Genomic DNA, 20,191 nt, shown 5'->3' with positions numbered 1-20,191 from the left:
TCGCATCCATTGGTTAGGTCTGTACGGAAGTCAGGGGGTGAAGCCCGTTGCTCGAACTGGCAATCCTCGGGCTGCTCCTGGAATCGCCCATGCACGGCTACGAGCTGAAGAAGCGGCTCACCGGTCTGCTCGGGGCGTTTCGGGCTTTTTCCTACGGGTCGCTGTATCCGACCTTGAAGCGCATGCGGGCGGATGGACTGATCGCGGAGGAAGTACCCGAGGGACTGTCCACGACCCGCCGGGCCCGGCGGGTCTACCAGCTGACCCCGGCGGGCCGGGAGCGTTTCAACGACCTCCTGGCCGATACGGGTCCGCAGAACTACACCGATGACGGCTTCGGCGTCCACCTCGCCTTCTTCAGCCGCACCCCCGCGGAAGCGCGGATGCGGATCCTGGAGGGCAGGCGGCGTCAGGTCGAGGAGCGCCGAGAGGGGCTGCGGGAAGCGATCAAGAGGGCGAGCGGATCGCTGGATCGCTACACCCGCCAACTCCATCAACTCGGACTCGAATCAAGCGAGCGCGAAGTGCGCTGGCTCAACGAGTTGATTGCGGCGGAGCAATCGACGAAGGCGGCACCACAGAAAGAGGGAAATACCGGCCATGAGTAGTGGAGACACCAACAAGTCCAGTGTTCGCGTCGCCATCGTAGGTGTGGGCAACTGCGCCTCTTCGCTCGTCCAGGGCGTGCAGTACTACCGGGATGCCGACGATTCCACAACGGTGCCCGGACTGATGCACGTGCGGTTCGGCGAGTACCACGTGCGGGACGTGCAGTTCGTGGCCGCCTTCGACGTGGACGCCAAGAAGGTCGGCTTCGACCTGTCCGAGGCGATCTTCGCCAGCGAGAACAACACCATCAAGATCTCCGATGTCCCGCCGCTGGGTGTCACGGTTCAGCGCGGCCCCACCCTCGACGGCATCGGCAAGTATTACGCCGAGACCATCGAACTCGCCGAGGCCGAGCCGGTCGACGTGGTCAAGGCGTTGAAGGACGCCGAGGCGGACGTCCTGGTCTCGTACCTGCCGGTCGGGTCCGAGGAAGCCGACAAGTTCTACGCCCAGTGCGCGATCGACGCCGGCGTGGCGTTCGTCAACGCGCTGCCGGTGTTCATCGCCTCGGATCCGGAATGGGCCGAGAAGTTCCGCGCCGCGGGCGTGCCGATCGTCGGTGACGACATCAAGAGCCAGGTCGGCGCCACCATCACCCACCGTGTGATGGCCAAACTGTTCGAGGACCGCGGAGTCCAGCTCGACCGCACCATGCAGCTGAACGTCGGCGGCAATATGGACTTCAAGAACATGCTCGAGCGCGAACGCCTGGAATCGAAGAAGATCTCCAAGACCCAGGCCGTCACCAGCAACTTGAAGAAGGAAATGGGCGCCGGCGATGTGCACATCGGCCCCTCCGATCACGTCGGCTGGCTCGACGACCGCAAATGGGCCTACGTCCGCCTCGAAGGCCGCGCCTTCGGTGATGTGCCGCTGAACCTGGAGTACAAGCTCGAGGTGTGGGACTCGCCCAACTCGGCCGGCATCATCATCGACGCGGTCCGTGCCGCGAAGATCGCCAAGGACCGTGGTATCGGCGGCCCGGTGATCCCGGCGTCGGCGTACCTGATGAAATCCCCGCCGAAGCAGCTGGCCGACGATATCGCCCGGGCGCAGCTCGAGGCGTTCATCATCGACGCGTAATCGGTTTCGGAGCAGCGGCCGCCGGACGCCCGACGGCCGCTGCTCTGTTCTCGCGGCTCGGTCGCCTTCCGGGGGCGGATCCCACACCGGCGGTGTGGCAGCCGCGGGAGGCCGATCCACCCGGCCGGGACCGACACCGCCGATACCGCTCGGAGATCGCCGGCCACGGTGTGCACGGACGCCGAAGCGGTCTACCGCCCGACCCGGATATCCCTTATATCGATCCCACCCCCGACCGGGCGCCCGGGCAGCCGCTGGGCAGCGATCGCTCCCCGCGGGTGGGTTCGCGCCGGTGGCGGAGGTGTGGGCCCGAGCCGTGATCCGGCGCCGCCGCGCCCGAAGAATTTCCGGGACCCGCGATGAATCCCGCGGCAATGCCCCGTCTTATCGGTTGAACGCGCCACCGACCCGGCGCGACCGACCCGAAGGACCGGACATGACCACCACCACCGCCGACTTCTCCGCCGCCGCTCCCCACCGCCCCGGCAAGATCCGCCATCGCGTGCTGTGGACCCTGCAGATTCTGCTCGGCCTGTTCTTCGTCATCGCCTCCGGCGGGCCGAAACTCGTGATACCGGGTGCCCTCACCGACAACGCACCCGAGAACCTGACCATCCCCTTCGCGTTGCTCATCTTTATCGGTGTCGCCGAGGTCGCGGGCGGTATCGGCCTGATGGTGCCACGCCTCACGGCCCTCGCCGCCGCGGGCCTGACCGTGCTCACCGTGCTCGCCGCCGGCACCCAGGCCTTCATCGCCGACAAGCCCGCGATGGCGATATTCCCGCTGGCGCTCGCCGCGATCTTCACCTGGATCGCCTACGAGCGCCGCGCCACCCTCACCGAACTGCGCGACACGCTCACGCGATGACGAAACGATGAGCACGACCGGCGATCGGTGGCCCGACCACCGATCGCCGTTCGCGCGCTCGCGGATCGATCGCCGGTCGGGTCGGCGGCGATCGATCGAACGGCCATTCGGTGCGGCATCCCGGCGCGGGTGCCGCGACGAATGGCCGTCGTCGTGTTCGGGTGCCGCGTCGAATCGCCATGGCCGGGTCCCGGGGGATCGCCACCCACCGCGGCCTGCGCCGGTCCCGCGCCTCCGGAGAGCCGGCCGGGCGGATTCAGTCCAGCGAGACGTAGACCTCTACGGAGGTCGGTCCGGTGTAGCGTTCCAGCTCGGCGGTGTGGGACCGGGTTATCGTGCCCGCCTTCTCGGCTTCCCGGACCCTCGCCCACGCCGTGCGGAGCAGGTCGTAGGGCTTCTCGGTGACCACGAATTTCGCGTAGCGGCCGGTCGGCACCCGAGTGAGGACATCGCCCGGATCCAGGTCGGCCATCGTCTCGATCTCGTAGCCGAGTACCGCCACCGCGTGATCCTCTTGGCCGATGTAAGCGGCGACCCGGGGAACGTTCTTCTCCCGGGACAGGTAGCGGTCCCAGGTGAAGTTCACCAGGTCGAGGTCGCGGGCGGTCACTTCCCGGCCGGCCAGCGGAATGGTGAGCCCGGCCACCAGGCTTTCGCCGAGTTCGACAATTTCGAAGTCCACTGCTGCTTCCTACCTGCTCGCCGCATCGTCTGCCGCCATTGCCACGAATACTTCCACGGTGTGCTCGTCGGGGTAGCGCTCGTAGTCACCGGTATAGGAACGGATCAACCGGCCGGCGGCCTCGGCGTCCCAGATCGCCCGCCACAGGGTCACGATCGTCTCGCCGAGATCGTCGCCGCTGAGGGTGAAGCGGGCGTAGCGGCCGGCGGGGATCCGGGCGAGGACATCGCCGGGAAGTAGATCGTCGAGGCTGTGGCAGCGATAGCCGATGATATGGGTGAGATAGGAATTGATCTCCGGGGCGTGATCGACGAAGGCGCTGGCGGGGTGGCCGGGTAAGGGTCGGCCCAGCGTACGTTTCCAGGCTTCTTCGACTCTGGTGCGGCGCGGTCCTTCCACGGCGAGTGCCGGGCTGCGTAGCACCATTCCCGCCACCAGCGTTTCCGGGCGGTCAACGACATTGAATTCCACCGGCGTAGCCCCTATGTCTCGTCATACGTCGTCGCTCCAGCGCATATCCTCCCGCACTCCCGTCCCGGCCCGGGCGTCGGCCCGTGCCGGTCGGTCGGATGGGCGACATCTCACTCTGGCCAACGATGCTGCCATGCCGACCGTTCCTTCGGTGGGATCACGACCGGAATCCGTCGATCACGGTACGGGGATCGTTACCCCGGGCAGGATTTCGACCACGCGCGGGGCCGGCGGCGGAGGTTGCGCCGGCGGGGCCGGCGCGGGCGCTTCGACGGGCGGGGGTGCGGGCGCCTCGAGTTCGTATTCGGGTTCGGGTTCGGGGACATACGGTTCGGAGGCCGGCGGTATGACGATGAAGGGTTGCTGCTGCGTGGGCTGCTGCTGTGGTTGCGGCTGCTGCGGGGGTGGCGGGTTGAGGATGTCGTAGGGGTTGCGTGCGGGCTGCTGTGGGGCGGCCGGTACGACCGGCGAAGAGTTCGGGGCCGGTGTCCCGATCTGCTCGGCCGGAGTGTCGACCAGGGCGCCGTCCATGGTCTGTTTCCAGATATCGGAGGGCAGCCCGGAACCGTAGATGCGGCCGCCGCCGGCGGTGACGATCGGAAGGTTCGCGTCGGTGCCGACCCAGACCGCGGTGGACAGCGACGGGGTGAAACCGACCATCCAGGCGTCCTTGTTCTGCCCGGTGTCCCCCAGCTGGGTGGTCCCCGTCTTCGCGGCGGAGGGGCGGCCGTTGAGCGCGTGGCCGTTGGAGTACGCGGCGATGGGCAGCATGGCCGTGGCTGTCTGCGCGGCGATGGTCTGCGGTATCCGCTGCTCCGACGGTGGCGGCTGGGCGCCGGTGCGTTGCCCCGGATCGCCGCCGCGGTCCAGCAGGACGCGGCCGTCCCCGCGCACCACGCGCTGCACGAAGTACGGCTGGTGGTAGCGGCCCTCACCGGCGATGGTGGCGTAGGCCGAGGCCATATCGATGGGCCGCACCAGATAGGTGCCGAGCACGATGGAGGGCATGGGCGGCGCGCCCAGTTCGGTGAGCGACTGTCCCGGGACACCCGGGATGTCCTGCGGGATCCCGGCCTGGTGGGCGGCGTCGGCGATCGCCTGGGGACCGTTGTTCATGGCGAGGGTGAGCCGGTAGAAACTGGTGTTGAGCGAGCGTTTGAAGGCCTCGCTCACACTGCAGACACCGCAGGATTCGTTCTCGACATTGCGCACCAGGACCCCGTTGACGTCCACGGGGGCGCTGTCGAAAGCCCGCGACAACGGGATGCCCTGCTGTAGCGCCGCGAGCACCGCGAAGGTCTTGAACGCCGATCCGGTCTGCAGCGGGGCCTGGGCGAAGTCGTATCCGATACCGTCGGCGCCGCCGTAGTACGCGCGGACCGCGCCGGACCGCGGATCGATGGAGGTCACCGCGGTCCGCAGCTCCGGCGGCCGGCCGTCGAGAGCCCCGGTCGCCGCGGCGGTCGCGGCCTGCTGGGCCTTCGCGTCGATGGTCGTGGTGATCCGCAGGGCGCCGGTGTTCAGCTCCTGATCGGAGATCCCGGCATCGGCCAGTTCACGCAGCACCTGGGTCTTGATATGACCTTCCGGGCCGCGGGTGGTGTTGACATCCTCGGGGGCGGGCGGCGGGATCGTCGGTGGGAAGACGATCGCGTCGCGCTCCCCCGGGGCGAGCGCGTCCATCTCGACCATTCCGTTGAGCACGTAGTTCCAGCGTTGCAGCAGCTGGGGCAGCCGGGTCTGCGGGTCCAGCCCGGACGGTGAGCGGATGAGCGCGGCCAGGACCGCCCCCTCGGCGACGGTCAGTTCGGGAACCGGTTTACCGAAGTAGGCCTGGGCGGCGGCGGCGATCCCGTAGGCGCCGCGACCGAAGTAGATGGTGTTCAGGTAGGCGCCGAGGATATCGTCCTTGCTCCACTCCTTGGCCATCTTCGAGGAGATGATGAGCTCGTGCACCTTGCGGCTGACCGTGCGCTCGGAGCCGAGGAAAGCGTTCTTCACGTACTGCTGGGTGATGGTGGAACCGCCGCCGGCGTTCGCCCGGCCCAGCACGTTGTCGCGGACCGCACGCAGCAGACCCGACGTCGAGAAACCAGGGTTGTCGTAGAAGTTGCGGTCCTCCGCGGAGAGGACCGCCTCACGGACGTGCCGGGGCACGTCCGACAGCGGTACGGGGGTGCGGTTGCCCTCGGGCGGCACGACCTTCGCCAGCACGGTGGAACCGTCGGAGGCCGTGATGGTGGCCGTCTGGTCGACCGGTACCGTCCCGGCGGCCGGGATCTCCGCGCTCCAGTACACCAGGCCGATCAGCAGCGTCGGGATGGCGACCAGGATGGTGAAGAGCCACAGCACCAGATGCCGGATCCGCTGCCCGCGGGTCCGGTGTGGGCGGATATATCTGGGCGGACGGGGCGGACGGGGACGCGGCCCGGAGTCGTCCGCGTCGAGTTCTTTCCAACCGGCTATCGAGGGGTACTGCGGTGGCTGGGGAGTGTTGCGGCCACGTCGAGAACGGAACGAGCTCACGATCATCTCCTCTCGGAGCGTCGGAAAAACTCAGGCGCACCACCGCCAGATCTCAGGATACCCAGAGATCAGCTTTTGACCCCGCCCGCCGTGAGCCCGGAAATGATCCGTCGCTGGAACACCAGTACCAGAATCACCAGCGGCACGGTCACCAGCGTGCCCGCCGCCATGATCGCGCCGTAGGGCGGGACCAGGGGATTGTTTCCGGAGAACCGGGCGATGGCCACCGTCACCGGCTCCGTCTCGCTGCCGGAGAGCACCCGGGCGAGCAGGTATTCGTTGACCGCCGCGATGAAGGCCAGGATCGCGGTGGTGAACACGGCCGGCGCGGCCAGCGGCAGCATCACCAGCCGGAACGCCTGCACCTTGGTGGCGCCGTCGATACGGGCGGCCTCCTCGAGCTCCCACGGCAGTTCGGCGAAGAACGAGGCCAGGATGTAGACGGTCAGCGGCAGCACGAAGGAAATATTCGGCAGGATCAGCGCCTGGTACTCGCCGATCCAGCCGATATCGGTGAACAGCTGGAACAGCGGGGTCACCAGCACGACCACCGGGAACATCGACGCGCTCAGGATCACTCCGGACACCAGGTAGCGGCCCTTGAAGGTGAGCCGGGCCAGCGCGTAGGCGGCCATGATCCCGATGACCAGGGCGATCGCGGTGCTGGCCGCGCCGATGATCACGCTGTTGAGCAGCGCGTGGGCGAAATTGTTACCCCGGCTGGTGTCGAACGCGTCCCGGAAGTTGTCCAGGGTGACGTGCGTGGGCCACGGCGTGGGATCGAAGGTGTGGTCGGGATCGCGGAAGGCGGTCACCGCCATCCAGTAGAACGGGCCCAGTCCCCACAGGAGCACGATCAGGGCGCCCACATAGATCCGGGCCGAGCCGAGCCTGCGCCGCCACGACGCCGCGGGTCGGGCGGTACCGAGTTGCTGAGTTGTCACCGCGGCCATCACGCCTTCCGCTGTTCTTCCTGCGTCCGCACCGCGTTCGCACCCAATACCTTCACCAGGACGAAGGCCGCCGCGAAGATCAACAGGAAGGTGATCGTCGACAGTGCGGCCGCGCTGTTGGGTCCCTGTCGTGTCTGTTCGACGACCAGGATCGACAGCGTCCGGGTGGCCGGGAGATTGTTGGTCATGATGGCGGGCAGGTCGTACATGCGCAGCGCGTCCATGGTGCGGAAGAGCACCGCGACCAGCAGCGCCGGTTTGAGCAGCGGCATGGTGATCTGGGTGAAGCGCTGCCAGGCCGAGGCGCCGTCCACCCGGGCCGCCTCGTAGACGTCGTCGGGGATGATCTGCAGGCCGGCCAGCAGCAGCAGCGCCACGAACGGCGCCGTCTTCCACACATCGGCGGCGATCACCGCGAAACGGGCCGGCCAGGCGTCGGAGGTCCACAGGATCTCGGTGCCGAACACGGTGTTGACCACACCGTCGTACTGGAACATGAACTCCCAGAGCCGGGCCGTCACCGCGGTCGGGATCGCCCACGGGATCAGCACCGCCGCGCGCAGCAGCGCCCGGCCCTTGAAGGTTTTGCCCATGACGATGGCCATACCGAGCCCGATCGCCACCTCCAGTGTCACCGTGACAACCGCGAAGAACAGCGTGACGCCGACGGCTCCCCAGAACTCGGCACCCAGATTCCCGGTGGGGCATTCGGTGACGCCGCCGGTGGTGACCTGGCATTGGCCGAGGATCCAGTGGAGGTAGTTGTAGAAGGTGCTCTCGCCGCTCTCGACGAAGCGGCCGGTCGTCTCGTCGAGCCGGTCGTCGTAGGTGAACGACATCCACAGCGCCCGCAGCACCGGATAACCGATCACCACGGTGAGCGCTATCAGCACCGGCGCGACGAACAGCCACGCCCGGCCCGACATACGGACTTCGTCGCGAAGCCTGCTGGACGTCCCGCGATCGTTGGTCGCGTTCGCGGGCTTTTCTGTACGGACCGCCGCCTGCGCGACCGTTCCGGAAGGATCCGACACCGTTACTCTCTCCTACGGGCTCGCCGGGTCCGGTTGAACAATTTCTACGATCCGGCCGTCTCGATGCCCTTCTGCATGCCGATGATCGCGTCGTTCACGGACTTGGTTCCGGTCAGGGCAGCATATGCGTTGTCCTGAATGGCTTTGGACACCGCCGGATAGAACGGTGTGACCGGTCGGGGGACCGCGCTGGCGATGGAATCCTTCAAGGCGGGCAGGTACGGCATCTTGGCGATGAGCGCCGGATCGTCGTAGATCGAGGCCCGCACCGACGGCAGCGCGCCGGAGGCGATGATGTGCTGGGCTTCCTCGCTGATCAGGAATTTCAGGAAATCCAGTGCCGTGGCCTTGTTCTCGGAATACGCGCTGATCGCGGCGTTGTAGCCACCGAGAGTGGAGGCACCGATCCCGGTGTCGCCGGGCAGCGGCGCGACCCCGAACTTGTCCTTGACCGCCGAGGCCTCCGAGGAGGCGTCACCGTAGGTGGAGGGCCAGCTGCGCAGGAACATGAGCTTGCCCTGGGTGAACGCGGCACCGCTCGTGGGTTCCTGGAAGGTGATGGCCTCACGGGGGATGTCGCCGACCCGGAAGGCGTCGACCAGCTGCTCGAGCCCGGCCCGCGACTCCGGGCTGTTGACGGTCGGGGTGCGGCCGTCGGTGCCGACGAAGGTTCCGCCGAACGCGTTGATCACCTCGGCGGTGTTCACCGTCAGGCCCTCGTAGGGCGCGAACTGGCCCGCGTAGCAGCCGATCTGGTTGTCCCGCGCCAGCGGGCAGCCGGCGCGCATCTCGGCCCAGGTGACCGGCGCGTTGGGCACCAGATCCTTGCGGTAGAACAGCAGGCCGCCGTTGGTGTTGCGGGGCGCGGCGTACAGGGTGCCGTTGTAGGTGGCGCTGGCCACCGGCGGCGAGAGCAGCGGCGAGGTGTCGATGGCGAACTGGTCCTCCAAGGGCTGGATCCAGCCCTTGGCGGCGAACTCCGCGGTCCACGGCACGTCCAGGGCGACCACGTCGTAGTCGGCCGATTTCGCGCGCATGTGCTCGACCAGATCGTCGTACTGGGCCGTGGCGTCGTTGGACTGTTCCTTGAAGGTCACCTGCTCGTCGGGGTGGGTGGCGTTCCAGCGGTCGATGACCTGCTTGACCGCACCGGTCTCGGTGGTGTCCTTACCCTCGACGTAGGTGATCGGGCCGCGCCCGTCCTGGTTCATGCCGAGCTGCTCGTCGGTGTCGCTGGTGTTGCAGGCGGTGGCAAAGGTCACGGTCAGCAGCGCGATCGGCCATAGGACGAGCGCGGCACGTAGAGACGGCGCCTTCTTGAAAGCCATCGCGGAACTCCAGGGTCGACACAGTGAGCGGCAGCACAACGCAACATACATGGTGTGCACGCTCGGTGTCGGATACTCCCGCATCGAAGTGAGCGGAAGCTCGCGCGCCCACGCCGCGCCCGGTCGCGATCCGCGCGGGCCCACGGGCCGCCCGGCCGACACGTTCGCGGACATAACGACTGGTGGGCGTACCGCGGCCGGTATTCGGGCCGTAGAGACGGGGGCGGTTGCGCCCGGCCGGCGGATCGGGGCGTACCGCACCGTTCGCGGCACCTGTGTGTGATCGGGGCGGGCGCGACCCGGCCGGCACCGGATCGGGCGCACCCTGGCCGGGGACGGGCTCCGGTCGGCCGGGCCCATTAAGCTGATGCCCGATGTCCTCCGCCAGCGCAGTCTCCGATCGCCTGCTCACCAGGATCGGCGGACTGCTGCGCAAAGCCGAGTCCACCGACAACGAGCACGAGGCGGAAGCGTTCCTGGCGGCGGCACAGCGGCTGGCCACCCGGTCCTCGATCGACCTGGCGGTGGCGCGGGCACACACCCGGGACCGGGAGCGGTCCACCGCGCTGATCCAGCGGATGATCCCCATAGGCGAACCCGGCCGCAAGGGCCTGCGCACCTATGTGCAGCTGTTCGTGGCCATCGCGGCCGCCAACGATGTGCGCTGCGATGTAACCCGTACCTCGACCCAGGTCTACGCCTACGGGTTCGCGGCGGATATCGCCGTCTGCGAAGCGCTCTACTCCAGCCTGCTGGTGCAGATGGTGCGGGCATCGGGCCGGTACCTCGAGTCCGGCGACCATCGGGCCGCGACCATGGAGAAGGTCGTCACCGAGCGCCGGGCCGGGCGCCGGGTCCGCCGAGTGGTGCGGGTCCCGGTGGCGGGTGTGACGGCCAGGCTGAATTTCCAGCTGGCGTTCGCCGAACGCATCGGGATCCGGCTCGCCGAGGCCAGAGCGGAGGTCGAACGGTCCGCGACCGGCCGCGATACCCGGACCGTCGAGCCGGGCGAGGCGGACCGGGCGGCGGAAACAGCGCTGGCCCTGCGCGGCAAGGAACTCGAACTCGCCGATTTCTACACCCGTAATTCGGACGCGCGCGGCACCTGGCGCGGGCCGCGCACCTCCACTGGTTACGCTCCGGACGCCCGGCGCGCGGGAGACCGGGCCGGGCGGGCGGCCCGGCTCGGACCGGCGCGGGAACTGGACGGGGCGCGCGGGCAGCTCCCGGGGTAACCGCCGTGCGGGATACACAGCGTGCCAGGGTGTACGACGCCGAGCAGTTGGTGCGCTCGGTCTTCGACCGGGCCGCGGAGTTCGGGCAGCGCACCGTCGAAGTGCACGGGTCGCGGCTGACCTTGCCGGTGGAGCGGAAATTCGCCTCGGTGGAATCGGTGCAGCAGTACTGCGACCGAGTACTCGCCCTCGGCTGGGTCGTGGCCGCCTGGGAGCGGGCGGGTGTGCCGATCCGGGTGCGTGCTCGCGCCGGAAATGACTCCGCGCATTACGAATCCGGGAACGCCCTGCTGGCGGTACCTCTCCGGGCGGAGAACTCGGCGCGAGGCCGGACCGCGTGGGCAATGCGAGAGCTGGTCGTACTGCACGAATTGGCACACCACCTCGAAGCACGGCCGGAGGCGGTGGCCGCGCACGGGCCCGAATTCTGTACGCGCTATGTGGAATTGGCCGACGGGGTGATCGGTCCGGAGGCGGGGCTGCTGTTGCGCCTCACCTTTCACGACTCGGGCGTGCGGTTGGGCTGAGCCGCGTCGCGACGACCCGGACGTCCCTCCCGAGCTTCGGGTTCGGCGGGTGGGCTCCGGAGGTAGGGGACCATCGCGCGACAAATGCTCGCATCCTCGTACGGTCGTGTGGCCGGCGCCCACGATCCGGCGCCGCCGACCGGTGGCGAGGTATCCGGTGCCCCGGTCGATGCACCTCGCGACCGCCCACGAGCGGGGGCCGGTCTGTCGGCCCGGTCGGTGAGTGGATGGTCGACTCGGACCGACCGCGGCCCGCAGTTCCATACCGGATTCAGCGCTCCGCGTCCGGACCGGCCCGGAGGCCGGTGAGGAAGAAGGCCCGGATGTCCGCGGCGAGCAGTTCGGGGACTTCCATGGCGGCGAAGTGGCCGCCGCGGTCGAACTCCGACCAGTGCCTGATGTCGTAGAGCCGTTCGGCCAGTGGTCGCACCGACTGGGTGATGTCGTGGGCGAACACCGCCACCCCGAGCGGCACCGGGCACGGCGTCGCCCCCCGGGTGGTCTCGCGGGTCAGGCGGGCCGAGGACGCCGCGGTGGCGGTCAACCAGTACAGCGAGACATCGGTGAGCATCCGTTCATCGGCGACCGGTGTGCGGGGGTCGGTCCACTGGGCGAAGCGCTCCGCGATCCAGGCCAGCTGACCGACCGGTGAGTCGGTCAGCGCGTACCCGATGGTCTGCGGGGCGGTGGCCTGCAGTGCCTGGTACGGGGGCCGATTCGCCATCAGGTGCTGCACCTTGGCGAGCCGGGCTCGATCCGATTCGGACAGCTCCAGGTCGGCGGCGGGATCGGGCCGCGTCGGTAGATAGTTGACATGCACTCCGACGACGTGTTCGGGCGCGAGCGCGCCGAGCGCCTGGGAGATGCCGGAACCGAAATCGCCGCCCTGCGCACCGTAGCGTTCGTACCCGAGGCGGCGCATCAGTTCGGCCCAGGCGCCCGCCACCCGGGTGGCGTCCCAGCCGCGCTCGTGGGTGGGCCCGGAGAAACCGAAGCCCGGAATGGACGGGATCACGAGATGGAAATCGCGGGAGAGCGGTTCGATCACGTCGAGGAATTCCAGGAACGAACCGGGCCAGCCGTGGGTGAGGATCAGCGGTAGCGCCTCCGGTCGCGCCGACCGGACATGGACGAAGTGGATGTTCTGTCCCTCGATTTCGGTGGTGAAGTGCGGGAGTTCGTTGAGTTCGGCCTCGTGGGCGCGCCAGTCGTATTCGGTGCGCCAGTACTCGGCGAGCTCCCGCAGCCGGGCCAGCGGGAAGCCGTAATCCGTTCCGGCACCGGTGATCTCGTTGGGCCAGCGGGTGCGGGCGAGCCGATCGGCCAGGTCGTCGAGGTCGGCCCGGGGAATATCGATGGTGAACGGGGCGATGGCGGTCGGTTGCACGGTGGTCTCCTGAGCGGCGGTGGGTCGATGGCCGACGGGTGAGAGGGCGCACCCGGCCGCGGTGGGGGCGATAGCGGCCGGCGAGCTGCGCCGAGATCGGCCACCACGATTTGTTGGTATGGCCAACGATATCAGACGTTGGTAGCTCCAACAAGTGCGGCGGGGGGCCGCTGCGGAGAACGCGCCGAAAGCGGTGAAAAGGCCGGGGACCAGATCGGTCGGCCTGGTCGAAGAAGCTCGGGAACGGTGGACGGCAGTGGGTCCGACCGATCCCCCGGGGTCATGGCCCGAGGGCGGGAGCCGGTCGCGCGCCGCGCCGTGGCCGACCGTAACGTCTGACCCGCCGCTGTCGGATCGGCGGCCACGGCGGGGCGAGCCACCGCGGGCCGCGCGGGTTTCGTTGTAGATGAGGTCGCAATCGAATCCGTTCGCGGCGGTGACGGAGAGCGTGTCAACGGTCGGGACCCGGTGACCAAGTGTGCAAACAGTCGGGCCGCCGAGGCGGCGGCGTTCAAGCCGGCCGCCGCCGATCGCGGTGCCGCTCGCGGCGACGGCCGAGTTTCGCGGAATGGCGGCACGCAGGGTCGCGGTAACCGACCACCGCCGGGCACGGGTTCGATCAGTCCCGGTAGATCGTGACGTGAGCGTTCGTGGTGGTCCCGATACTCATGGGGCCCAGGCACGATGCCGAGCCCTGACCGGAAGGAGCGAAGGACCCACTCCACGACCCCTGGTAGGGGCCGATGGCCATGAGCGGGAAGGCATTGGGGATCCCGTGCAGGCCGAAACACTCGACGATCAACGCGTACTCCCGCCCGGCGGGGGCGTCGCCGTCATGGCACGTCGCTGTCGCGCCGACGAGGTCCCGCGTGACGACACAGTCCTGCGGTGCGGCGTGGGCCGCACCGGCGCCGAGTACCGCCGTGAAGCCCGAGACCAGGGCGGCGGCCGCGGCGATCCGTGCGGTGATGGTCATCGTCCTTCTCATTCAGGAACCCCTTCGTAGAGCAAGTTTACTGTTGCTTGACCATCGATCGCCCCTCGTGCGCCGTTACGAGAAGAGGGGCCGCACGGCACCAACGCGCACCCAAGCTCCGAGGTCGAAGGACGCGGCCCTCGGCGCCCTGCTGTCCGGAATCGTAGGCGATCCCGGACACGTCACATCGAACCCACCGACCGGCCCTGTCGCTGTCGGCGCACCCCTCCCGGCCCCGGTGTGTCGCAGCCCGCACAGCTGGAAGCGACCGGTACGGGTGTCGCCGGCGTTGTGCCAGGGCGGCGGTCGTGTCGGCGGTACCCGGCGCCCGGCCGGTTTCCGGGCGCCGAGACTGCCGGGTGGCGCCGGCCTCACTCTTCGGTGTAGCGCGATTCCAGCAGCCGGCGCAGACGGGCGATCCACCATTCGGTGCGTTCCGGATCCGGGTGGCGGTATTTCTCCAGCAGGTCGGGGTCCGGTTCGGGGGCGGTGCGGGGGACCGGTAGGAAACCATCCACCGGACGCAGGGATTCGGCGACGATATCGCCTTCGAACAGGTTCACCGTGCCGAGGCCGCACGCGTGGTCGAGCTCCGGAAGGGCGCCGGCCAGGGCCAGTTGCGCGGCCAGCCCGACGCTGGTCTCCAGCGCCGAGGAGATCACACACGGCAGCCCCGCGGCCTCGGCGACCCGCAGGGCCCGGCGCACACCGCCGAGCGGAGTGCATTTGAGGACCGCGATATCGGCGGCACCGGCCACCGCCACCCGTAGCGGGTCCTCGGCGCGGCGGATGGATTCGTCGGCGGCGACGGGGACCTCGACCCGGCGGCGTACGGCGGCGAGTTCCTCGACTGTGCGGCACGGTTGCTCGATGTACTCCAGACCGCCCGCGGCCCGGTCGATCTCACGGATGTGCCGGACGGCGGTGGCGACATCCCAGACGGCGTTGGCATCGACGCGGATCGCGCCGCCGGGGCCCAGCGCCGACCGCACGGCCTCCACCCGGGCCAGATCCTCCGGCAGCGATCCGGGATGGTCGGCGACCTTCACCTTCGCCGTGTGGCACCCGGATCCGGCGACGAGATCGAATGCCCGCTCCGGTCCGACGGCGGGAACCGTGCAGTTGACCGGGATCCGGTCCCGTAGGGGTTCCGGCCAGCCGACGGTCACCTGCTCGAGCGCGGTGTCCAGCCAGTGCCCGGCTTCGTGGTCGGCGTATTCGGTGAACGGGCAGAATTCGCCCCAGCCCCGGGGGCCGCGCAACAGCACCCCTTCGCGCACGGTGATCCCGCGGAACTTGGACCGCAGCGGGATCGCGTAGACGTGCACCTCGTCGATCCGGGGCAGTTCGCTCACCGGAACCACACTAGGCCAGGTTCGTACAGGTGTCCCGGGCCGAGCCGGCGAAGGCCGGGCGGCGGCGGGGCCGCCTCCCGGTTCGTACGCCGGTGATCAGAGTCGTTCGAGGATCGTGGCGTTGGCCAGGCCGCCCGCCTCGCACATCGTCTGCAGTCCGTAGCGGGCGCCGCGGTCGTGCATGGCGTGAACGAGGGTGGTCGTCAGCCGGGCCCCGGAGGCGCCGAGCGGATGGCCGAGGGCGATCGCGCCGCCGTTGACATTGACCCGCTCGGGGTCGGCACCGGTGTCGTGTTCCCAGGCCGTCACCACGGACGCGAACGCTTCGTTGATCTCGATGAGGTCGATATCGGCGAGGGTGAGCCCGGCCCGATCCAGGACCTTGCGGGTGGCCGGGATGACCGCGGTCAGCATGAGCAGCGGATCGTCTCCGGCCACCGCGAAACTGTGCAGCCGGGCCAGCGGGCGCAGGCCGAGTGCACGGGCCCGTTCGCTGGTGGTGATGAGCACGGCGGCGCTGCCGTCGCTGATCTGGCTCGCTGTCGCCGCGGTGATGTTCCAGCCGATCTGCGGGAACCGTTCGGCCATGGCCGGGTCGTAGTAGGCGGGTTTCAGGCCGGCCAGAGTGTCGAGGGTGGAGCCGGTGCGGATGCCCTCGTCGGTGTCGAGCCCCGCCAGTGGGGCGAGTTCGGCGGTGAATTGCCCGTTCTTGGTGGCCCGTGCCGCCTTTTCGTGGCTGGTCAGCGCGAATTCGTCGAGCTGCGCCCGGCTCAGCCCCCATTTCGCGGCGATGAGTTCGGCGCTGATGCCCTGCGGGACCAGTCCGTCCGGGTACCGCCGGGTGAAACCCACTCCGGAGATGTCGTCGGCGCCGCGGGCGCTCGCGCCCATCGGGACCCGGCTCATGGATTCGACTCCGGTGGCCACCACCATGTCGTAGGCGCCGGCGAGCACGCCCTGCGCGGCGAAGTGGACGGCCTGCTGGCTGCTGCCGCACTGGCGGTCGACCGTGGTGGCCGGGACCGATTCCGGGAAACCGGCCGCCAGCGCCGCTCGCCGGGTCATGTTCACGCCCTGTTCGCCGACCTGGCTCACCACGCCGCCGATCACATCGTCGATGAGGGCCGGGTCCACCCCGGTCCGGGTGACCAGCGCGCTGAGGCTGTGGGCCATGAGGTCCACCGGGTGGATGCCGTGCAGGGCGCCGTTGGGCTTGCCGCGTCCGATGGGGGTCCGTACCGCATCGACGATGACCGCGTCTCGCATATCGATTCCTTCCGCCGCCGGGGCGAAACCCTGGCTAAAGTTATCTAAAGCCAGATTAGGCGCTGGCATCACTGGAGGCAACCCAGGGTCGATATGATGGGCGCATGGCAGCGGTGATGGAAGGCCCCCTGGCCGATCTCGACTCGTGGAAACCCGACCACTGCTCGATCGCGATGGCACTCGAGGTGGTCGGCACCCGCTCGGCGATCCTGATCCTGCGGGAGGCCTACTACGGCACCACCCGGTTCGACGGTTTCGCGGCCCGGGTGGGAATCACCGACGCCGCGGTCGCCGGCCAATTGCGCAAGCTCACGCAGGCCGGGCTGTTCACCAGGCAGCCGTATCGGGAAGAGGGAAAACGCACCCGCCACGAATACGTGCTGACCGCGAAAGGCCGCGATCTGTTACCCGTGGTGCTGGCGCTCATGCAGTGGGGCAATACCCACCTGCAACCCGGACCACCCCCGCTGGACCTGGTCGAGGCGGCCACCGGGGACCCGGTCCGGGTACAGGTGCGCAGCGAATCCGGCCGCGAGATCGGCGTGGACGATCTCCGCGTCCGGCTCAACGAGCAGTGGCGCGCGGCCCGGCGGGGGGTCGGGAGTGCGGCGGCGGGCAACACATAGCGGCGACCCGGACCACCCCGGTCGTCCGCGGCGCCCCGGGCACTCGATCGACTTCCGCGCACGCCTCGACGGCCGCCCCGAGCGGGCCCGCCGCACCGGTCCTCGTCGTCCGTCGGCGTGTACGGATCGCCGGCGCTACGCGCCTCAGTTCAGGCGGCGGCCGTCGTCGGGCGCGAAGAAGTAGACGTGCTCGGGGGCCGTCGCCAGACGCACCCGGCTGCCCTTCGCCGGCGGGTTGCGCCAATCGGTACGTGCCACGATCGTGTCCGCGCCCTGGGTGTCCTCGGTGGGCCGGCCGTAGATGAAGGCGTCGGAGCCGAGCTCCTCGACCACATCCACCTCGATCTCGATCCCGGAGTCACCGGCTTCCAGATGCTCGGGGCGGATACCCACCGTCACCGTCGCGCCCGTCGCATCGGCCACCGATCGTGGCAGTGGCAGCGAGAACCCACCGATCCGTACCGCCCCGTCGGCGACCGGGAGCGTGAACAGGTTCATCGCCGGAGATCCCATGAACCCGGCGACGAACACATTCGCCGGATCCCGGTAGAGGTCGCGCGGGGCGGCGCACTGCTGCAGCAGCCCGTCCCGCATCACCGCGACCCGGTCGCCCATGGTCATGGCCTCGACCTGGTCGTGGGTGACGTAGACGGTCGTCGTCGCCAGTCGGCGTTGCAGCTGCGCGATCTGGGTGCGGGTCTGCACCCGTAGTTTCGCGTCCAGATTGGACAGCGGTTCGTCCATCAGGAAGACCTGCGGGTCGCGCACGATGGCCCGGCCCATGGCCACGCGCTGTCGCTGACCACCCGACAGCGCTTTGGGCAGGCGATCCAGCAGCGGTTCCAGATCGAGCAGACGAGCCGCCTCGAGCACCCGGCGCTGCTTCTCGTCCTTGCCGACCTTGGCCAGTTTCAGTGCGAAACCCATGTTCTCGGCCACCGTCATATGCGGGTAGAGCGCATAGTTCTGGAAGACCATCGCGATATCGCGATCCTTGGGGTCGCTGTGGGTGACATCGCGGTCGCCGATCAGGATGCGGCCGCCCGAGACCTCCTCGAGCCCGGCGAGCATGCGCAGCGAAGTCGACTTTCCGCATCCGGAGGGGCCGACCAGCACCAGGAACTCACCATCGGTGATCTCGAGTTGCAACTGATCGACAGCGGGCGTCTTGGCCCCCGGGTACTGCCGGGTGGCGTGATCGAAGGTCACCGTGGCCACGGCTTGTTCACTTCCCTTCACCGGTTGGAACACGCGAAGTGGAGCGAATTCGCAACATGTGCGTGGTCATGGCGTCAGAGGCTACCGCTGGTGTTCTCGAGCTCCGCATGGTCTGTACGTTTTCGGTGCGTATCGTGCCAGTGAACGCACCGACTGTCCACCCCCGCCGACACCCTCCGGGGCCCCGGCGCGGGTCGTGCATCGACGGCCACCGGCGAAGCCGGGTACGCATCGGATCGCACCCGACGAGACCGCGAGGCGTCGCACCGCCGCGCGGGAAGTACGCCGGTCGCGGTCGTCGGCGTGAACGGAAGAACCGCGGGCACGACCCCGCCGGTGCCGTGCCCGGGTCGAGGCGCGGCGGCTGCGCTCGGCGGCGTCGGCCGGAGCACATCTCACAACTGCCGCGGATGACGGCCGCTCGCCGCCGAACTCCTCGGCCCGGCCCGTGAGCCGAACGCCGAAGCCGAAGGCGGGCCGGTTCCTCCCGCGCGTACCCGAAAGGTCGCCGCGATTCGGCGCGGTGGGTTCGAGGCCGCGGCGAACGAACGTGAGGGCGCTTGACTGTGCCGCTGCGGCACGGTTCAGGCTGGGTATCGCGCCGGCGCGGTCGTGGCGGCGGAACAGTAGCGGAGGAGTCGGATATGACGTGGAGTACCCGTCAGCTCGCGGAACTCGCCGGCACGAGCGTGCGGGCGGTACGCCACTACCACGACATCGGCCTGCTCGCGGAGCCCGAACGCGCCTCCAACGGTTACAAGCGTTACGGCGTAGCGCATCTGCTGCGGGTGCTGCGCATCAAACGACTCGCCGACCTCGGCATACCGTTGTCGCAGATCGCCGAAATGGGCGACGGGGACGATTTCCCCCGCGACGCGCTCCAGACGCTGGATGCCGAACTGGCCACGACAATCGAACGGTTGCAGCGCATCCGGGTGGAACTGGCCCTGATCCTGCGGCAGGGCAGCTCCACCGACCTGCCACCCGATATCGGTCCGGCGGCCTCCGTACTGACCGACGCCGACCGCGCCTTCACCGTCATTCTCACTCGGGTGCTGGGCCCATCCGGTCTGGGCGCGCTGCGAGGGCTGTTGAACGACCGGCGCGACGTCCCGGCGATGACCGAGTTCGACAATCTGCCCGCCGACGCCGATGAACCCACCCGTGCGGATCTGGCCGAACGACTGGCCCCGTACGTGGACGAGGTGACCTCCGAGTACCCCGAGATCACTGCCCCGCCCACCGATTCGCCAGTGGGAGAGAAACGCGCGACCGAAGCGGTCGGCAAGGCGCTGCTGGATCTGTACAACCGGGCGCAGATCGACGTCCTGGTCAAGGTGAACCGGCTGCTCTACGGACCGGACGGGCAGCCGTCGGTGAAGGATCGGCGGTCCGGCCCGGCGTGAGCCGCCGGGGTGGCGGCCGGCTCCGGTGAAGCGCGGATTCCCGTGTCAGTGGGCGTATCAGCTCGGCGTCAGTCCAGTATCAGCCGGACCGGTGAAAGTGGCACTGTCACCGGCCGCACGGGCCGGTAGCCCACAACTCCCGGAGGAGAAACACCATGTCCGTCACCTTCACCGACCAGGACAAAGCCACCCTGCGCACCGCCGCCTACGGCGCCGTCTCGCTGATCTCCGCCACCAGTATCGCCGGCGGCTCGCCGCACAAGGCCGCCACCGACGGCTCCATCGCCCTGAGCTCGGCGACCGGCCCGGTCGGGCACGTGCTCGCCGATGTGAAAGCGAAGGAGATCACGCTGAAGGGAAAGAATGTCGCCGAACTCGCCGATCAGGTACTGCCGGCCCTGACCGCGGCCATGAGTCTGCTGAAGCAGCGGGACCCGGCCGAGGCGGACAACTTTCGCAGCACCGTCCTCGTCGCCGTCGAGTCGGCCACCCGTCCGCACAAGGCCGCGCCGTCCCCGACCCTCGTGGATATGACCCGCAAGATCACCGCGGCCCTCGACGCCGCGTGAAGAGCCTCCGGCCGGGAAGGCCCGGCCGGAGCCGTGGTGCGGCAGATCGCCGTGATACGCGACCGCACCGCG

The 20,191-nt window shown here is 69.0% G+C and carries 19 protein-coding genes; 8 read left to right on the top strand and 11 right to left on the bottom strand.

The window, feature by feature from the left end; genetic code table 11:
* The first annotated feature begins 47 nt into the window (after positions 1–47).
* The 3 genes from ABZV91_RS14260 to ABZV91_RS14250 all read left to right on the top strand — a co-directional run bounded on the left by ABZV91_RS14260 (position 48) and on the right by ABZV91_RS14250 (position 2,560).
* A complete protein-coding gene (locus tag ABZV91_RS14260) occupies positions 48–608 on the top strand; it encodes a PadR family transcriptional regulator (RefSeq protein WP_039827380.1) in 561 nt (186 codons plus the stop codon).
* The gene (locus tag ABZV91_RS14255; RefSeq protein WP_355240530.1) at positions 601–1,692 is read left to right on the top strand and encodes an inositol-3-phosphate synthase; all 1,092 of its coding nucleotides are present in this window, start codon (positions 601–603) and stop codon (positions 1,690–1,692) included. The genes ABZV91_RS14260 and ABZV91_RS14255 overlap by 8 nt, the downstream gene beginning before the upstream one ends.
* Before the next feature lie 436 nt (positions 1,693–2,128).
* Positions 2,129–2,560, top strand: a complete 432-nt coding sequence (locus ABZV91_RS14250) for a DoxX family protein (protein WP_355240527.1) — start codon at positions 2,129–2,131, stop codon at positions 2,558–2,560.
* Between the two features lie 256 nt (positions 2,561–2,816).
* Here ABZV91_RS14250 and ABZV91_RS14245 read toward each other — a convergent pair whose 3' ends face one another.
* From ABZV91_RS14245 to ABZV91_RS14220, 6 genes are all read right to left on the bottom strand, one after another.
* Complete coding sequence (locus tag ABZV91_RS14245) at positions 2,817–3,242, bottom strand: GyrI-like domain-containing protein (protein ID WP_355240524.1); 426 nt, start codon at positions 3,240–3,242, stop codon at positions 2,817–2,819.
* A gap of 9 nt (positions 3,243–3,251) precedes the next feature.
* Positions 3,252–3,713: an effector binding domain-containing protein gene (locus ABZV91_RS14240; RefSeq protein WP_355240521.1), complete on the bottom strand. Its 462-nt coding sequence runs from the start codon at positions 3,711–3,713 to the stop codon at positions 3,252–3,254.
* Positions 3,714–3,890: 177 nt separating this feature from the next.
* Positions 3,891–6,245: a transglycosylase domain-containing protein gene (locus tag ABZV91_RS14235; protein ID WP_355240518.1), complete on the bottom strand. Its 2,355-nt coding sequence runs from the start codon at positions 6,243–6,245 to the stop codon at positions 3,891–3,893.
* 62 nt (positions 6,246–6,307) lie between these two features.
* Complete coding sequence (locus tag ABZV91_RS14230) at positions 6,308–7,192, bottom strand: carbohydrate ABC transporter permease (RefSeq protein WP_355240515.1); 885 nt, start codon at positions 7,190–7,192, stop codon at positions 6,308–6,310.
* A complete protein-coding gene (locus ABZV91_RS14225) occupies positions 7,192–8,118 on the bottom strand; it encodes a sugar ABC transporter permease (protein ID WP_355240609.1) in 927 nt (308 codons plus the stop codon). Before ABZV91_RS14225 ends, ABZV91_RS14230 begins: the two co-directional genes overlap by 1 nt.
* A 152-nt stretch (positions 8,119–8,270) precedes the next feature.
* Positions 8,271–9,554, bottom strand: coding sequence for an ABC transporter substrate-binding protein (locus tag ABZV91_RS14220; protein WP_355240512.1), 1,284 nt, complete (start codon positions 9,552–9,554; stop codon positions 8,271–8,273).
* Positions 9,555–9,928: 374 nt separating this feature from the next.
* On the opposite strand from ABZV91_RS14220, the gene ABZV91_RS14215 reads away from it, so the two are divergent.
* Together ABZV91_RS14215 and ABZV91_RS14210 are read left to right on the top strand one after the other, a co-directional pair.
* Positions 9,929–10,789 carry a DUF2786 domain-containing protein gene (locus tag ABZV91_RS14215; RefSeq protein ID WP_355240509.1) on the top strand — a complete coding sequence of 287 codons (861 nt, stop codon included), beginning with the start codon at positions 9,929–9,931 and terminating at the stop codon, positions 10,787–10,789.
* A 5-nt stretch (positions 10,790–10,794) separates the two neighbouring features.
* Positions 10,795–11,316, top strand: a complete 522-nt coding sequence (locus ABZV91_RS14210) for a TIGR04338 family metallohydrolase (RefSeq protein ID WP_355240506.1) — start codon at positions 10,795–10,797, stop codon at positions 11,314–11,316.
* A 271-nt stretch (positions 11,317–11,587) separates the two neighbouring features.
* Here ABZV91_RS14210 and ABZV91_RS14205 read toward each other — a convergent pair whose 3' ends face one another.
* The 4 genes from ABZV91_RS14205 to ABZV91_RS14190 form a co-directional block, all read right to left on the bottom strand.
* Positions 11,588–12,703, bottom strand: coding sequence for an epoxide hydrolase family protein (locus tag ABZV91_RS14205; protein WP_355240503.1), 1,116 nt, complete (start codon positions 12,701–12,703; stop codon positions 11,588–11,590).
* Between the two features lie 619 nt (positions 12,704–13,322).
* Positions 13,323–13,679 carry a hypothetical protein gene (locus ABZV91_RS14200; protein ID WP_355240500.1) on the bottom strand — a complete coding sequence of 119 codons (357 nt, stop codon included), beginning with the start codon at positions 13,677–13,679 and terminating at the stop codon, positions 13,323–13,325.
* Between the two features lie 371 nt (positions 13,680–14,050).
* Complete coding sequence (locus tag ABZV91_RS14195) at positions 14,051–15,025, bottom strand: o-succinylbenzoate synthase (RefSeq protein ID WP_355240606.1); 975 nt, start codon at positions 15,023–15,025, stop codon at positions 14,051–14,053.
* 105 nt (positions 15,026–15,130) lie between these two features.
* On the bottom strand, positions 15,131–16,300 hold the full coding sequence (locus ABZV91_RS14190; RefSeq protein WP_355240497.1) for an acetyl-CoA C-acyltransferase: 1,170 nt from the start codon (positions 16,298–16,300) through the stop codon (positions 15,131–15,133).
* A gap of 104 nt (positions 16,301–16,404) precedes the next feature.
* Here ABZV91_RS14190 and ABZV91_RS14185 point away from each other — a divergent pair, with 104 nt between their 5' ends.
* Entirely contained in the window at positions 16,405–16,926 is a 522-nt protein-coding gene (locus ABZV91_RS14185; protein ID WP_355240494.1) for a helix-turn-helix domain-containing protein, read from the top strand.
* Positions 16,927–17,070: 144 nt separating this feature from the next.
* Here the strand turns inward: ABZV91_RS14185 and ugpC are convergent, their stop codons facing one another.
* Positions 17,071–18,144 carry a sn-glycerol-3-phosphate ABC transporter ATP-binding protein UgpC gene (gene ugpC / locus ABZV91_RS14180; RefSeq protein WP_355240491.1) on the bottom strand — a complete coding sequence of 358 codons (1,074 nt, stop codon included), beginning with the start codon at positions 18,142–18,144 and terminating at the stop codon, positions 17,071–17,073.
* A gap of 644 nt (positions 18,145–18,788) precedes the next feature.
* On the opposite strand from ugpC, the gene ABZV91_RS14175 reads away from it, so the two are divergent.
* Positions 18,789–19,550: a MerR family transcriptional regulator gene (locus ABZV91_RS14175; protein WP_355240488.1), complete on the top strand. Its 762-nt coding sequence runs from the start codon at positions 18,789–18,791 to the stop codon at positions 19,548–19,550.
* 155 nt (positions 19,551–19,705) lie between these two features.
* Positions 19,706–20,119, top strand: a complete 414-nt coding sequence (locus tag ABZV91_RS14170) for a hypothetical protein (RefSeq protein WP_355240485.1) — start codon at positions 19,706–19,708, stop codon at positions 20,117–20,119.
* Positions 20,120–20,191: the final 72 nt, after the last annotated feature.

Origin of the sequence: Nocardia sp. NPDC004568, from assembly GCF_040609955.1 — a bacterium.
Classification (GTDB): domain Bacteria; phylum Actinomycetota; class Actinomycetes; order Mycobacteriales; family Mycobacteriaceae; genus Nocardia.
Note: the sequence above shows the minus strand (reverse complement) of the source record. Positions and strands in the feature narration are given on the sequence as shown.